This window comes from Pseudomonas sp. MWU12-2345 (assembly GCF_023242385.1).
In the GTDB taxonomy this organism is placed as follows: Bacteria; Pseudomonadota; Gammaproteobacteria; order Pseudomonadales; family Pseudomonadaceae; genus Aquipseudomonas; species Aquipseudomonas gingeri_D.
Genome location: NZ_JALLJA010000007.1, coordinates 14,465 through 29,323 on the forward strand (window position 1 = coordinate 14,465; position 14,859 = coordinate 29,323).

The window sequence follows — 14,859 nt, forward strand, 5'->3', positions numbered from 1 at the left end:
ATGAGTACCGACGAAAAACGCATCCGTGAGTTTGCTTATCAGATCTGGGAATCGGAGGGCCGCCCCGAGGGTCAGGAGGCCCGGCATTGGGAGATGGCGCGCAAGCTGGCGGAAGCCGAGGCACTGGCGCCGAAAAAACCGACAGCGGCCAAACCCACCGCCAAGCCCAAAGTCGCCAGCAAGCCGGCGGCGGCCCCGAAAGCAGCGCCCAAGCCCGCGACCGACGCCAAACCCGCCGCCGAAAAGAAACCGCGAGCACCGCGCAAGCCCTCAGCCAGTTGAGCCGTGTACGGTATTGAAGACACCAAAAACCTGTAGGAACAGGGCTTGCCCGCGAAGCTTTTAGCGATCTCAAGGGCCTCTTCGCGGGCAAGCCCTGCTCCTACAGGTACGTGGTGTTTGCTGGATCGTATTGCCAGCATGCCCCTTCGATCCGTACACCGCCCCACCGAACACACCCGCAGGAGCGCCCATGACCAAGCCGAAAAAGCCCGACCCCACGCCCGAAGCCCAACCCTCGCGAATCCGCGAGGGCCTGCCCTTCCCGCTGGGCGCCACCTGGGATGGCCTGGGGGTCAACTTCGCACTGTTTTCCGCCAACGCCACCAAGGTCGAACTGTGTCTGTTCGACGACAGTGGTGAAGTCGAACTGGAACGCATCGAACTGCCCGAGTACACCGACGAAATCTTCCACGGCTACCTGCCCGACGCCCATCCCGGACTGATCTACGGCTACCGGGTATACGGTCCCTACGACCCGCAGAACGGCCACCGCTTCAACCCCAACAAACTGCTGATCGACCCTTATGCCAAGCAGTTGGTCGGCCAGTTGAAATGGTCCGAGGCACTGTTCGGCTATACCATCGGCCACCCCGACGCCGACCTCAGCTTCGACGAACGCGACAGCGCGCCCTTCGTGCCCAAGAGCAAGGTCATCGACCCGGCCCACACCTGGGGCCACGACCAGCGGGTCAATGTGCCCTGGGAACGCACCCTGCTCTATGAAACCCATGTGCGCGGCATCAGCATGCGCCACCCGGCGGTGCCGGAGGCGGTGCGCGGCACCTTCGCCGGGCTGATGGTCGACGAGGTGCTGGAGCATATCCGCAAGCTCGGGGTGTCCTCGGTGGAGCTGCTGCCGATCCACGCCTTCGTCAACGACCAGCACCTGCTGCAAAAAGGCATGACCAACTACTGGGGCTACAACAGCATCGCCTTCTTCGCCCCCGATCCGCGCTACCTGGCCAGCGGCAAGATCGCCGAATTCAAGGAAATGGTCGCGCACCTGCACGAAGCCGGCCTGGAAGTGATCCTCGACGTGGTCTACAACCACACCGCCGAAGGCAACGAGCAAGGTCCGACCCTGTCCATGCGCGGCATCGACAACGCCTCCTACTACCGCCTGATGCCGGACGACAAGCGCTTCTACATCAACGACTCGGGCACCGGCAACACCCTGGACCTGAGCCATCCCTGCGTGTTGCAGATGGTCACCGACTCGCTGCGCTACTGGGCCACGGAAATGCACGTGGACGGTTTCCGCTTCGACCTGGCAACCATCCTCGGGCGCTATCACGATGGTTTCAACGAACGCCACAGTTTCCTCGTCGCCTGTCGCCAGGACCCGGTGCTGAGCCAGCTCAAGCTTATTGCCGAACCCTGGGACTGCGGCCCCGGCGGCTATCAGGTCGGCGGCTTCCCGCCGGGCTGGGCCGAGTGGAACGACCGTTTCCGCGACACCGTGCGCGCATTCTGGAAAGGCGACGACGGCCAGCTCGCCGACTTCGCCAAACGCATGACCGCCTCCGGCGACCTGTTCGACCAGCGCGGTCGACGCCCCTACACCTCGATCAACTTCGTCACCGCCCATGACGGCTTCACCTTGCACGACCTGGTGTCGTACAACGACAAGCACAACGAAGCCAACGACGAAAACAACCAGGACGGCACCAGCAACAACCTGTCCTGGAACCACGGCGTCGAAGGGCCCACCGATGATCCGGCGATCAATGCCTTGCGCCTGCGGCAGATGCGCAACTTCTTCGCCACCCTGCTGCTGGCCCAGGGCACGCCGATGATCGTCGCCGGCGACGAGTTTGCCCGCACCCAGCACGGCAACAACAACGCCTATTGCCAGGACAGCGAAATCGGCTGGGTCAACTGGACCCTGGACGACGACGGCAAGTCGCTGCTCAAGTTCGTCAAGCGCCTGGTCAAGCTGCGCCTGGCCTATCCCATCCTGCGCCGCGGACGCTTCCTGGTCGGCGACTACAACGAACAACTGGGGATCAAGGACGTCACCTGGCTGACGCCGGACGGCCAGGAAATGACCACCGAGCACTGGCACGACGGCAACGGCCGCAGCCTGGGCATATTGCTCGACGGCCGCGCCCAGGTTTCCGGCGTTTCCCGTACCGGTGCCGATGCGACCTTGCTGATTGCCGTCAATGCCCACCACGACGGCGTCAATTTCCGCCTGCCGGAAGTGCCGCAAGGTCTGGACTGGACGTGCGTAATCGACACCAACGACCCGCAGGTCAAGGGTCAGGAGCGTTTCGCCTTCAACAGCGAATACACCCTCACCGGGCGTTCGCTGGTGATGTTCGAGTTACAACGTGACGAAGAAAACTGACGTTTTTTCAGCAATAAAAGTCGCATTCCGGTCTGTATCGGCGATACTCACCCACGCATTACCGGGTCGCCAGGCGACACCGAACGCATCAGGGCTGATGGAGGATGCGTGCAAGTCCACACAAGGAAGTGACAAATATCATGAGAATCCAAGCTGCACGCAACGAAGTTGCCCCGCTGATCTGGAACTCGCGGCAGTTGGCCCGTGTCCCGACCATTGGCCTGCACCGCCTGATCCGGCCCGGCGCCCGGGTGGTCGTGATCGCCCCTCATCCCGGTGACGAAGTGCATTGTTGCGGCGGCCTGCTGCAGCTGCTCACCACCCTCGAACATCCGCTGCTGTTGATCTCGATTACCGACGGCAGCGCCCTCTACCCTGGCTCCACCCTGTGGCCTTCGAGCCGCCTGAGCGTGGTCTGTCCCCAGGAAAGTGCCGAAGCCCTGCGCCGCCTGGGCCTGGAACTGCACCGGCTGAAATGGATTCGCGGCGGCTTTCGCCATGGCGCACTGGAGCAACAGGAACAACCGCTGAGTCAATTCCTGCGGCGCTACCTGCGCTCGGGCGATGTGGTGCTGACCACCTGGCGCGAAGACGGTATTGCCGATCATGACAGCGTTGGCCGGGCCGCCGCCCAGGCCTGCGCCGCCAGCGGCGCCACACTGTTGGAGATACCCGTGCATGCCTGGTTCCGGCCCTTGCGCGACGAAGGCCTGCTCCCCTGGCATCGGGCGCGCAAGATTCGCCTCGACACCTGGGGCATCGCCCGCAAGCTGCATGCCGCGCACGCCTACCACAGCCACCTGCAAGGCGATCCGGAACTGGGGCTGCCACCGGTCCTGGTACCGGCCCTGCTCGAACGGGCACGGCAACCGTTCGAGATAGTGTTTATCTGAGAAACACGGGAAAAGCGCCTCTTCCGGGGCTTGCTCAGATCCAGCCTGAATAGACTAAATAGCCGATTGATCAATGACTTGAAAAACCTGATCAAACCAATCTATTTATTCGCTACTTTCTTGACGTCGACCTGCACCTCTCCTTAGCTACAAGTGACTACCCCCGGTTTTAAAACCCAAGGGGCAAGCCTTCGGCCCCCCGCCAAAGCGGGTCGCCGAGGGTTTGCCTCGATGATTTCGGCCGTCCCTCGTTCGGGGGCAGGAGAGACGCTAATGCAGGTATTTATGCGACAGCAAGGAACACCCGATGAAAACGTTCATGGCCCACCCTAACCCGAGGATGACGGTTTATACGGTTTCGACCGCCCTTTTGCTGTGCTCCGCCCTGGAGCTGCAAGCGGCGCCTTTCGAAGAGGACTTCCAACCTTCATACCAGGGCGACACACCCTTGCCCTTGCCACTGGGCCAATTACCCATACTGAGCAACAGCGGCCCATTACCGGGTTGGCGGTTCGCCGGCATCGTCCCGAACATCGGTGATCCCGATCCGACGGTTCACTTCCTCGACCGTACCCTGGGCCAGGGTGAGATAGGTAACCTCGATCCACTGTTTTCCGGCGCTTTTGGCGACCTGCTGATTGTTCCCGGCCTCTACAGCAATCACAGCGACGGCCAGACACTGACGGCCGGGGTCTTTACCGGGAACAGCGGCCCACTGGATCGGGTTGACGCTTTTGTCACGGCACCTCGTGATCCGCGCATGGATGGCCTGAGCCCCCAAGGGAACAATCTCGGGGCCTTCTGGAGCCTGACCGGACAACAGGGCTGGCACGTCAACCTGACGGCCATGAACAATCAGACCACGGTTTATACCCGCTCCGACCAGGGCACCTTGCAAGGCCAGGCATCGCGGCAAATGACGTTTTCGCTGGAGGGCGGGTTCCCGATCGGACTGGGCCAGCACTGGATCATCGAACCCCAGGCCCAGGTGGTCAACCAGCAAGGTAGCGTGGACATGCTCGGACAGGCGACTACCTCCGACCCTTCGCTCTGGAGCGGTCGGATCGGCGCCCGTCTCAATGGCAGCTATGAAGTGAACGGCCTGCCGCTGGAACCCTACCTGCGCACCAACTTCTGGCATACGTTCGGCAGCGGCAGCCCGGTGAGCCTGGAGCCGGTCGACAAGATCGCCATGAGTCGCAACAGCTCCACCGTGGAACTGGGACTGGGCCTGGTGGCCAAGGTGTCGCCGACGGTCAGCCTGTATGTCAGCGCGGACTACAGCGGCACCTCCGATGACACCGGTCTGAACGGCATCATCGGCAACGTCGGGGTGCGAATGCGCTGGTAGGCGCTAGCCCTCCGGCCGCAACATCAGCACCGCCAGTGGCGGCAGGTTCAGCACCAGCGACACGGCCTGGCCATGGCTGGCGTGGTCTTCGGTGAAGGCCCCGCCGCCATTGCCATAGTTGGAGCCGGCATACATCGCCGCATCGCTGTTGATCACTTCCTTCCACTGCCCGGCAAAGGGCACGCCGACCCGATAGGCCTCGCGCGGCACCGGGGTGAAGTTGGCGACCACCAGCAACGGTCGCCCTTCCCGACTCCAGCGCAGCCAGGCATAGACGCTGTTGGTCGCATCGTCGCCGATCAACCACTGGAAGCCCTGGGGCACATCGTCCTGGTCATACAGCGCCGGCTCCTCGCGGTACAGACGGTTCAGGTCGCTCACCAACTTCTGCACCCCGAGGTGCTCGGAATACTGCAACAGGTACCAGTCCAGCTGCTGATCGTGATTCCACTCGCGCCACTGACCGAACTCGCAGCCCATGAACAGCAGCTTCTTGCCCGGATGCCCCCACATGAAACTCAGGTAGGCCCGCAGGTTGGCGAACTTCTGCCAGCGATCGCCGGGCATCTTGTCGATCAGCGAATGCTTGCCGTGCACCACCTCGTCATGGGAAATCGGCAGGATAAAACGCTCGGACCAGGCATACACCAGGCCGAAGCTCAGTTCGTTGTGATGGTGGGCGCGGTACACCGGGTCCTGCTGGATGTAGTGCAGCGAATCGTGCATCCAGCCCATGTTCCATTTGTAAGCGAACCCGAGCCCGCCCTGCTGGGTGCCCTGGCTCACACCCGGCCAGGCCGTGGACTCCTCGGCGATCACCAGGGCACCGGGGGCTTCCAGGGCCACCACATCGTTGAGATGACGCACGAAATCGATGGCCTCGAGGTTTTCCCGACCACCGTGACGGTTCGGTACCCACTCGCCGGCCTTGCGCGAATAGTCGCGGTAGAGCATCGACGCCACCGCATCCACCCGCAGGCCGTCGACATGGAAATGCTTGAGCCAGTGCAGCGCCGAAGCCAGCATAAAGCCGTGGACCTCGGTGCGCCCGAGGTTGTAGATCAGGGTGTCCCAGTCCTGGTGAAAACCTTCCAGCGGGTTGCCGTACTCATACAAGGCGGTGCCGTCGAACTGCGCCAGGCCGTGGGTGTCGGTAGGAAAATGCGCCGGTACCCAGTCGAGGATCACGCCGATTTCAGCCCGATGGCAGGCGTCGACAAAGGCGGCGAAATCATCCGGGCTGCCATAACGCGCACTCGGCGCGAACTGCGACAACGGCTGATAACCCCAGGAGCCGCCGAACGGATGCTCCATGATCGGCATCAGTTCGATATGGGTGAAACCCAACTGCTGGACATAGGGAATCAGCCGCTCGGCCAGCTCGCCCCAGTTGTACTGGCGGGACACTTCGCCGACTTCGTCGATCTCGCACTGCCAGGAACCGGCATGCAGCTCATAGATCGACAGCGGCGCGTCATGCCGATGCCGGGCGCCGCGCGATTCCATCCAGGCCTGGTCCTGCCAGTCGATGCGCAAGGGCGAAGCGACGCGCGAAGCGGTATCCGGCGGTAGCTGGGTGGCCAGAGCCACGGGGTCGGCCTTGAGCGGCAGGATCGCGTCCTTGCCAAGAATCTCGTACTTGTAGGCCTCGCCCGGATGCAGGCGCGGCACAAAGATTTCCCAGACGCCGCTGGGGTGGCGCAGGCGCATCGGATGCCGACGCCCATCCCAGATATTGAAGTCGCCGACCACCGAAACCCGCCGGGCATTCGGCGCCCAGACCGCGAAACGCACGCCATCGACGCCGTCGACCTGGGTCACCTGGGCGCCGAGACAGCTGCTCAGGTCACGGTGGTTGCCTTCGGCGAACAGGTAGAGGTCCATCTCCCCGAGTAACGGCCCGAAGCTGTAGGGGTCCTCGCAGATCTGCTCCCCCGCCGCCCACTGGATGCGCAACAGATAGGGCTGGCGCTGGGCGAAGTGACCGACAAACAAGCCCGGCACCTCGGTGCCGTCGAGACTGCCCAGGACCTCCTCGCTGTCGCGGGCCAAGGCCTGGACGCCCAGGGCACCGGGCAGGAAGGCGCGGATATACTGCCCTCCGACATCGTCGTCGTGGGGGCCGAGGATGGCAAACGGGTCCTGGTGTTCGGCCCGTACCAGGGCCTCGATATCCTTCTTCGCGGGCAATGCACGGTTCACAGGTTTACCTTGTTCCTTGCTCAAACTCATCACTGCTCTCCACCGGACAAGGTTTTCACTTCACTCAACAACCCGCTCAAACCCTGCAACGGCACGCTGAGCCAGGCAGGGCGGTTTTCCGCCTCATAGACAATTTCATACGCGGCCTTCTCCAGGCTGAACAGGGTCAGGGCCGCTTCTTCGCCGGCCGGATCCTGCCATGCCTGAACAAGATTAGCCGTCGCCCGCCGATATGCCTGGATAAAGGCCTTGCGGGCATCTATCAGATAACGCTGGGTGACGCGTCGACTGGCCGGCCCGACAGCCCCCGACGACTCAAGGACCGTGGCGCTGCTGTAGGCCATGGCCGCAGCGTAGTCGAACGAACGCAACACACCACTGACATCTTTGTAAGGACTGTGTTTGCCGCGACGCTCCTGCAACGAACGGGCCGGCTCCCCTTCGAAGTCGATCAGGTAGGCATCGCCCTGTACCACCAGCACCTGGCCCAGATGCAGGTCGCCATGGACCCGCAGGCGCAGACCGCCCACCACCTGGCCGGCCAATTTTTGAATATAGTCAAGAATGGCTTTTTTCTGCTCCAGCAGACGGCCCACCAGCGCCCGCTCATTCTCCGGCAACCCGTGCTGGTGCTGCTTGAGCAAACGCAAGGCGTGCTCCATCTGACTGCAGATCGTCTTGCTCCAATGCTGCGCATCCTTGGCCGTACTCGCCTGGGCACTGAAGGCCGGGTCGACGGTGGGCGCCGCGAGCACCAGGTGCATCTCGCCCAGGCGCTGGCCGAGCAAGCCGGCGAAATCCGCCAGTTCACCGAGGGCGTTGAAATGCTGCTCATGGTCCGAAACGGCGTCGGCCAATTCATCGCGGATCGCCCGCTCCAGATTATTCTGGGTCCAGCTCCAGGCATCGCCCTGGTTGTTGAGCATCCCTTGGGCAATCATCAGCAGGCTGTCTTCGCCCTTGGCATCACGACGCACCACCGACCCCAGCAACGGCGAAATATGCTGGAAACCGGCAGCGGTAAGGTAGGCGCTCATTTCCAGTTCCGGGTGCACACCGGCACTGACCTTGCGGATCAGCTTGAGCATGATCCGCTCGGCCACCACCACCGAACTGTTGGACTGCTCGGACGACAGGTAACGCACCGTCATGTCGGCGGGCAGTTCCAGGGCCTTGAGTCCGGGTTCGGCCTGGAAGTGCAGCTCGCCATCGCTGCCGACCAATACCGTGTCGCCGCGCATGCCGTCGATGACCGCGCGGATAAACGGCTCAAGATTGAATGCATCAGTGATCAGGCCCACTTGCCGCCCCCGGCGGACCCGGGCCATGGCCAACTGTTGCGGTAATGCGGCGTTGGTCTGTTCCTCGACCAGAAACCCGAACGGCAACTGGTAACGACTGCTCCGGCCATCCGCCGTGACTTCGACTTCAGCGAGCAGCACAGGATGCTGCGGGTCACCGAAGCGCACGCCATAGACCAGGCGCACCTGTTCCAGCGCCGTATCCTTGCCGGCGAACCAGCGCCGCTTGGGCAACCATTCCGGCAGAACCGTCTGCTCCAGGGCCTTGCGCGAAGGGCTTTCCAGCAGTTCTTCCATACGGTGTTTCAGCACCAGGGTGGTGAAGTCCGGCAGGCTCTGCACCGGTTCCACGTGCCAGCTGGGCATTTGCGTTTCCGTGGCGAGCAGGAACCAGTAGAAACCATAGGGTGGCAGGGTCAGCAGGAAATTGAGCTGGCCGATGGGCGGGAACGCGTTGCCGCCGAGCATCTCCACCGGCACCCGGCCGGCAAACGCGGACAGTTCCAGCTCCGCCGCCTGGGCGGTGCGGGACACGTTGGCGACACAGAGGATGATCTCGTTCTTGCCGTCGGGCCCGGTGTATTCGCGGGTATAGGCGAGGATGCGGCGGTTGTTCGGCGAGAGCATTTTCAGGCTGCCGCGGCCAAAGGCTTTCTGCTGCTTGCGCACCGCCAGCAGGCGGCGGGTCCAGTTCAGCAGCGAATGGGGGTCGCCGGCCTGGGTCTCGACGTTCACCGACTGATAACCGTAGAGCGGGTCCATGATCGGCGGCAGCACCAGGCTGGCCGGGTCGGCGCGGGAGAAGCCGCCGTTGCGGTCGATGGACCATTGCATCGGCGTGCGCACGCCATCGCGGTCGCCCAGGTAGATATTGTCGCCCATGCCGATTTCATCGCCGTAGTACAGGGTCGGCGTGCCCGGCATCGACAGCAGCAGGCTGTTGAGCAGTTCGATGCGGCGGCGGTCGCGCTCCATCAGCGGTGCCAGGCGTCGACGGATACCGAGGTTGATCCGCGCCCGGCGGTCGGCGGCGTAGTAGTTCCAGAGGTAGTCGCGCTCACGGTCGGTGACCATTTCCAGGGTCAGCTCATCGTGGTTGCGCAAGAAGATCGCCCACTGGCAATTGGCGGGGATTTCCGGGGTCTGGCGCAGGATATCGGTGATCGGGAAGCGATCCTCCTGGGCCAATGCCATGTACATGCGCGGCATCAGCGGAAAGTGGAAGGCCATATGGCATTCGTCGCCGTCGTCGCCTCTTTTGTCGCCAAAGTACAGCTGGGTGTCTTCCGGCCACTGGTTGGCTTCGGCCAGCAGCATGCGGTCGGGATAATGCGCATCGATTTCGGCACGGATCTTCTTGAGCACCTGGTGGGTCTCGGGCAGGTTCTCGTTGTGGGTGCCGTCACGCTCGATCAGGTAGGGAATGGCGTCCAGGCGCAGGCCGTCGATGCCCAGGTCGAGCCAGTAGCGCATCACCGCCAGCACCGCTTGCAACACCGGCGGGTGGTCGAAATTCAGGTCCGGCTGGTGGGAATAGAAGCGGTGCCAGAAGTACTGGCCGGCCACCGGGTCCCAGGTCCAGTTGGACTTCTCGGTGTCGAGGAAGATGATCCGGGTGTCGGTGTATTTGTCGTCGGTGTCGGACCAGACGTAGAAGTTGCGGGCGCTGGAACCGGGCTTGGCCAGGCGCGCGCGCTGGAACCAGGCGTGCTGGTCCGAGGTGTGGTTGATCACCAGTTCGGCGATGACCCGCAGGCCGCGCTTGTGGGCTTCGGCGATAAAGCGCTTGGCATCGGCCATAGTCCCGTAGTCGCTGTGCACACCACGGTATTCGGCGATGTCGTAGCCGTCGTCGCGGCGTGGCGAGGGGTAGAACGGCAGCAGCCAGATGGTGTTCACGCCGAGGTCGGCGATGTAGTCGAGCTTGGCGATCAGGCCGGGAAAGTCGCCGATGCCATCGTTGTTCGAGTCGAAGAAGGATTTGACGTGTACCTGGTAGATCACCGCGTCCTTGTACCAGAGCGGGTCGTCGATAAAGCTGGCTGGGCGGCTTTTTTTCGCCATGGGTCACTCCTTGGAATTCATTGTGGCGAGGGGACACAGCGTCAGATCCTGGTGATCCGCCAGATCCCGAACGGCTGGTGCCACGGTTCGATACGCATCCACTGGGTCTTGCCGTACCAGGTCCAGGTGTGGCCGTTCATCAGGTCTTCGCCACGGGTGGCGGCATCATCCGCCAGGCCGAATTCCCACAAGGGCAATTCGAAGTGCGCTTCCTGGGCGTTGTGCGGATCGAGACTGACCGCCACCAGGATGAAACTCTCCAGGTCCGCCGTGCGCTTGCCGAAATACAGGATGTTGTCGTTCCAGGCGTTGTAGACCTGCAACCCCAGGTGCGTCTGCAGGGCCGGGTGCTGGCGACGGATACGATTGAGCTGGGCGATCTCGGCGATGATGTTGCCTGGCGCGCTGAAGTCCCGCGGACGGATCTCGTATTTCTCCGAATCCAGGTACTCCTCCCTGCCCGGCAAGGCCGCCGACTCGCACAGCTCGAACCCCGAGTACATGCCCCAGAGCCCCGAGCCCATGGTGGCCAGCGCCGCGCGGATAAGGAATCCCGCGCGCCCGGAATGGTGGAGAAAGGCCGGGTTGATATCCGGCGTGTTGACGAAGAAATTCGGCCGGAAGCAATCACGCCAGGGCGACTGGTTCAGCTCGGTGAAATAGGTGGTCAGTTCAGCCTTGGTGTTGCGCCAGGTGAAATAGGTGTAGCTCTGGGAATAGCCGACCTTGCCCAGGCGCGCCATCATTGCCGGCGTGGTGAACGCCTCGGCGAGAAACATCACCTCGGGATGAGCTCCGCGCACATCGGCGATCAGCCATTGCCAGAACGGCAGCGGCTTGGTGTGGGGGTTGTCGACACGAAAGATCTTCACCCCCTCCGCGACCCAGCCCAGCACAATATCCCGCAGCTCGACCCAGAGGCTGGGAATCGCGTCGGCGGCATAAAAATCGACGTTGACGATATCCTGGTATTTTTTCGGCGGGTTCTCCGCGTACTTGATGCTGCCGTCCGGCCGCCAGTTGAACCAGCCCGGATGCTCCTGCAACCAGGGATGGTCCTGGGAACACTGGATGGCGAAATCCAGGGCGATTTCCAGGCCGTGCTCGGCCGCGGCACTGACCAACCGGCGAAAATCCTCGCGACTGCCCAGTTGTGAATGAATCGCCTCGTGCCCACCCTCCTCGCTGCCAATGGCATAAGGGCTGCCCGGATCGTCGGGGCCGGCAACCAGGGCATTGTTCGGGCCCTTGCGGTAGCTGCGACCGATAGGATGGATCGGCGGGAAATACAGCACGTCGAAGCCCATGTCACGAATCATCGGCAGGCGACTGTGCACATCATTGAAGGTGCCGTGACGGGACGCCCGGTCGGTGACCGAACGGGGAAACAGTTCGTACCAGCTGGCGAACTGCGCCAGGCTGCGCTCCACCTCCAGCGGATAGTCGTAGCTGCGGCTGAGGTAGGCATGGTGATCGGCCTTGCGCATCAACCGCGCCGTGGTGGCCTTGAGAAAGCGCTCGACCTGGCCATCGTTCGACAGATGCAGCAATTCCTCATGCAAGGCCGTCAGGCCCATGGCCACCTCTTCATGACTGCGTTCGATGGCGTGCAGCACTTGCGCCCGCCCTTCCTGCAATTCGAGATCGATGGGCACACCGGCGACGAATTTCTTCTCCAGTTCGTAGCAGAAGCTGGCGAACTGATCGATCCAGGCCTCGATCCGATAGACATAGCGCCCCTGGTCGCCGACCCGCAAGCGGCCCTGCCAGGCATTGTTGCCTCTATCGGTCATCGCGGTGCGTTGCCAGTCGGCGTCGCCCAGGTTTTTCCAGGCCAACAGCACGGCCAGCTTGTCGTGGCCGTCGGCAAATACCTTGGCGCTCACCACCAGTTCCTGCCCCGCCACCGCCTTGACCGCGAACTGCCCGCCATCGACGGTAGGCACCACGTCTTCGATGGCGATGCGCGGCAGCAGCAAGGCCTGGGACAAGGGCAGGACTTCGGTGCCCTCCTCATCCAACGGTTTATCAGCTGACATCGAGCATCACTCCTTACGCCCCATGGACGCTCTACTCTGCGTAATCTGCATGGCAACCGGCTTCATCCTGAAACAAAGTCACTTCAGTTCGGAGCCCACTGCCGGAACAAAAGTTCAGACCGATTTATCGGGAAACTCCACTCGTCATAAAGCGGGAGTCAAAAGCACTCGGGCAGGGTCCACCGTTATATGGGGTGCCCTGATCCATAACAGGGCGCCTATCTGAAGCACGCATAAAGGAGGCCAGCTTCATGAATATTCCGATTCCGGCAGAAACGCCCGATCCCAATATTGATCAACCCACCCTGCCACCGACGGAGCCACAGCCGATCCCCGAGCAGGAACCGCCGGGCAGCACGCCGCCGCCCAGGATCGATCCACCGACGACCATGCCCCCGGTGATTGCCTGACGCGGCGCGCCTGAAGCATAGACGGGAATGTCGCCTCAGCCGCGCCGTCCCCTGAACATACATAAGGAGAGCACCATGCCCGTGCATATCGAACCCTCGAACCAGACCTGTGCCCTGGAGCAAGGCGATGTCCGCCTCCACGGGCCGGCCAGCGCCGTGCGCATCAGTACCGACGACGATAAAAGCATGTCCCGCGCCGAACTGGACGGTCGGTTCATCTGGATTACCGAAGCGCAAGCCGACGTCCTGACCGCCGCCGGTGCCTTCGACGGTCGCCATCATGTGAAGGCCAGTGACGGTGATTCGGTGATTTGATTGACCTGTGTCAGCACCGGCGCCCGGCATTTACGCCCGGCGCCACAGGGCACGATGGCAGGGAGCGGCACGGGGTAGGACAAGCTGTCGCAGGCCCCCACCCACGCCTATCTGATCCGCTTTTTATTCAAATACCTGAGTCTGTTATGCAAACAGTTCGCTCGGCATAGTGCCCAGGCCTGATGGAGGCTGACGAGCGAAAGACCATGAGCGAGAGAATCCCCGTCCAGAGTGTTGAAACCTTTGAGCCTTTGCGTCCAAAGATGAAGGCCAAATCTACCGACCAACTGATCCATACCCGCAGCTTCAGCGGACTGTTTCGTAACCTGCGCCTGGGTGGCGCGGGCTTTCTGTTCCTGCTGTTTTTCGGCACGGTGTGGCTGAACTGGGGCGGCCGCCAGGCGGTGCTCTGGGACCTGGCCGAAAGCCGCTTCCATATCTTCGGTGCGACCTTCTGGCCCCAGGACTTTATCCTGCTCTCGGCCCTGCTGATCATCTGCGCCTTCGGCCTGTTCGCCATCACCGTGTTCGCCGGGCGGGTCTGGTGCGGTTATACCTGCCCGCAAAGCTCCTGGACCTGGCTGTTCATGTGGTGCGAGAAAGTCACCGAGGGCGAGCGCAACCAGCGCATCAAACTGCAAGCCGCACCCTGGGGCCCGAACAAACTGGCCCGGCGCGCGGCCAAACACACCCTGTGGCTGGGTATCAGCCTGCTGACCGGGCTGACCTTTGTCGGCTACTTCACGCCGATCCGGCCCCTGGCCCAGGAACTGATGACCCTGCAGATCGGCGGCGTCAGCCTGTTCTGGGTGCTGTTCTTCACTGCCGCCACCTACATCAATGCCGGCTGGCTGCGGGAAGCGGTGTGCATGCATATGTGCCCCTATGCGCGGTTCCAGAGCGTGATGTTCGACAAGGACACCCTGACCATCTCCTACGACCCCGCCCGAGGTGAAAACCGGGGGCCGCGCAAACGTGATGTGGCGCCGGCCAGTGTCGGCCTGGGGGACTGCATCGACTGCCAGATGTGCGTGCAGGTCTGCCCCACCGGCATCGATATCCGCGACGGCTTGCAGATGGAATGCATCGGCTGTGCGGCGTGCATCGACGCCTGTGATTCGATCATGGACAAGATGGGCTACGCCCGTGGCCTGGTGAGCTACACCTCCGAGCATCAGTTGCAGGGTGGCAAGACCCATCTGCTGCGCCCACGGCTGATCGGCTACAGCGCCGTGCTGCTGATCATGATCGGTGCGTTGGCCCTGGCCTTGGTCGAACGGCCCATGGTCTCGCTGGACGTAAGCAAGGACCGTGGGCTGTACCGGGAAAACAGCCAGGGCCAGATCGAGAATATCTACAGCCTCAAGGTCATCAACAAAACCCAGCAGCCCCAGCGCTATCGCCTGGAGCTACTGGACAGCGAGGGCTTCCAGTTGCAGGGCAAGACCGAACTGAACCTGGCGGCGGGCGAAATCGCCGACCTGCCGGTGTCGGTGGCGATGCTCGGCGACAGGCCGAAAAGCAGCTCGCAGGAGCTGAGTTTCAAGGTGGTCGACAGCGACGAGCCCGAGGTCTACAGCGTGGCGAAGAGCCGCTTTGTCGCCCCGCTGAACCGTTGATGCCTTAGAATCCCGAACGCCGATGCCGATCAA

The 14,859-nt window shown here is 62.6% G+C and carries 10 protein-coding genes; 7 read left to right on the plus strand and 3 right to left on the minus strand.

Annotation, left to right across the window (positions count from 1 at the left end):
• The 4 genes from M5C71_RS15430 to M5C71_RS15445 all read left to right on the plus strand — a co-directional run bounded on the left by M5C71_RS15430 (position 1) and on the right by M5C71_RS15445 (position 4,876).
• Entirely contained in the window at positions 1-282 is a 282-nt protein-coding gene (locus M5C71_RS15430) for a DUF2934 domain-containing protein (protein ID WP_152741366.1), read from the plus strand.
• Between the two features lie 190 nt (positions 283-472).
• Positions 473-2,632: a glycogen debranching protein GlgX gene (glgX, locus tag M5C71_RS15435; RefSeq protein ID WP_152741367.1), complete on the plus strand. Its 2,160-nt coding sequence runs from the start codon at positions 473-475 to the stop codon at positions 2,630-2,632.
• A 140-nt stretch (positions 2,633-2,772) separates the two neighbouring features.
• Positions 2,773-3,525: a PIG-L family deacetylase gene (locus tag M5C71_RS15440; RefSeq protein ID WP_248768164.1), complete on the plus strand. Its 753-nt coding sequence runs from the start codon at positions 2,773-2,775 to the stop codon at positions 3,523-3,525.
• Between the two features lie 307 nt (positions 3,526-3,832).
• Complete coding sequence (locus tag M5C71_RS15445; RefSeq protein ID WP_248747656.1) at positions 3,833-4,876, plus strand: autotransporter outer membrane beta-barrel domain-containing protein; 1,044 nt, start codon at positions 3,833-3,835, stop codon at positions 4,874-4,876.
• 3 nt (positions 4,877-4,879) lie between these two features.
• Here the strand turns inward: M5C71_RS15445 and glgB are convergent, their stop codons facing one another.
• Genes glgB through M5C71_RS15460 form a run of 3 tightly spaced genes read right to left on the minus strand, consistent with a single transcriptional unit; the run spans position 4,880 to position 12,482 of the window.
• Positions 4,880-7,108: a 1,4-alpha-glucan branching protein GlgB gene (gene glgB, locus M5C71_RS15450; RefSeq protein WP_248768165.1), complete on the minus strand. Its 2,229-nt coding sequence runs from the start codon at positions 7,106-7,108 to the stop codon at positions 4,880-4,882.
• On the minus strand, positions 7,108-10,443 hold the full coding sequence (treS, locus tag M5C71_RS15455) for a maltose alpha-D-glucosyltransferase (RefSeq protein WP_248768166.1): 3,336 nt from the start codon (positions 10,441-10,443) through the stop codon (positions 7,108-7,110). Before treS ends, glgB begins: the two co-directional genes overlap by 1 nt.
• A gap of 41 nt (positions 10,444-10,484) precedes the next feature.
• Positions 10,485-12,482, minus strand: coding sequence for an alpha-1,4-glucan--maltose-1-phosphate maltosyltransferase (locus M5C71_RS15460; RefSeq protein WP_248768167.1), 1,998 nt, complete (start codon positions 12,480-12,482; stop codon positions 10,485-10,487).
• Positions 12,483-12,733: 251 nt separating this feature from the next.
• Here M5C71_RS15460 and M5C71_RS15465 point away from each other — a divergent pair, with 251 nt between their 5' ends.
• From M5C71_RS15465 to ccoG, 3 genes are all read left to right on the plus strand, one after another.
• On the plus strand, positions 12,734-12,892 hold the full coding sequence (locus M5C71_RS15465) for a hypothetical protein (RefSeq protein ID WP_177143443.1): 159 nt from the start codon (positions 12,734-12,736) through the stop codon (positions 12,890-12,892).
• Between the two features lie 75 nt (positions 12,893-12,967).
• The gene (locus M5C71_RS15470) at positions 12,968-13,207 is read left to right on the plus strand and encodes a DUF3203 family protein (protein WP_248768168.1); all 240 of its coding nucleotides are present in this window, start codon (positions 12,968-12,970) and stop codon (positions 13,205-13,207) included.
• A 206-nt stretch (positions 13,208-13,413) separates the two neighbouring features.
• Positions 13,414-14,826 (plus strand): cytochrome c oxidase accessory protein CcoG, encoded by a 1,413-nt coding sequence (gene ccoG, locus M5C71_RS15475; RefSeq protein ID WP_248768169.1) that lies wholly within the window; start codon positions 13,414-13,416, stop codon positions 14,824-14,826.
• Positions 14,827-14,859 lie beyond the last annotated feature (33 nt).

Bases quoted from the DNA above. Each gene is read 5' to 3' on its own strand.
- M5C71_RS15430 (WP_152741366.1), top strand. From the start codon at position 1: ATGAGTACCGACGAAAAACGCATCCGTGAGTTTGCTTATCAGATCTGG.
- glgX (WP_152741367.1), top strand. From the start codon at position 473: ATGACCAAGCCGAAAAAGCCCGACCCCACGCCCGAAGCCCAACCCTCG.
- M5C71_RS15440 (WP_248768164.1), top strand. From the start codon at position 2,773: ATGAGAATCCAAGCTGCACGCAACGAAGTTGCCCCGCTGATCTGGAAC.
- M5C71_RS15445 (WP_248747656.1), top strand. From the start codon at position 3,833: ATGAAAACGTTCATGGCCCACCCTAACCCGAGGATGACGGTTTATACG.
- glgB (WP_248768165.1), bottom strand. From the start codon at position 7,108: ATGAGTTTGAGCAAGGAACAAGGTAAACCTGTGAACCGTGCATTGCCC.
- treS (WP_248768166.1), bottom strand. From the start codon at position 10,443: ATGGCGAAAAAAAGCCGCCCAGCCAGCTTTATCGACGACCCGCTCTGG.
- M5C71_RS15460 (WP_248768167.1), bottom strand. From the start codon at position 12,482: ATGTCAGCTGATAAACCGTTGGATGAGGAGGGCACCGAAGTCCTGCCC.
- M5C71_RS15465 (WP_177143443.1), top strand. From the start codon at position 12,734: ATGAATATTCCGATTCCGGCAGAAACGCCCGATCCCAATATTGATCAA.
- M5C71_RS15470 (WP_248768168.1), top strand. From the start codon at position 12,968: ATGCCCGTGCATATCGAACCCTCGAACCAGACCTGTGCCCTGGAGCAA.
- ccoG (WP_248768169.1), top strand. From the start codon at position 13,414: ATGAGCGAGAGAATCCCCGTCCAGAGTGTTGAAACCTTTGAGCCTTTG.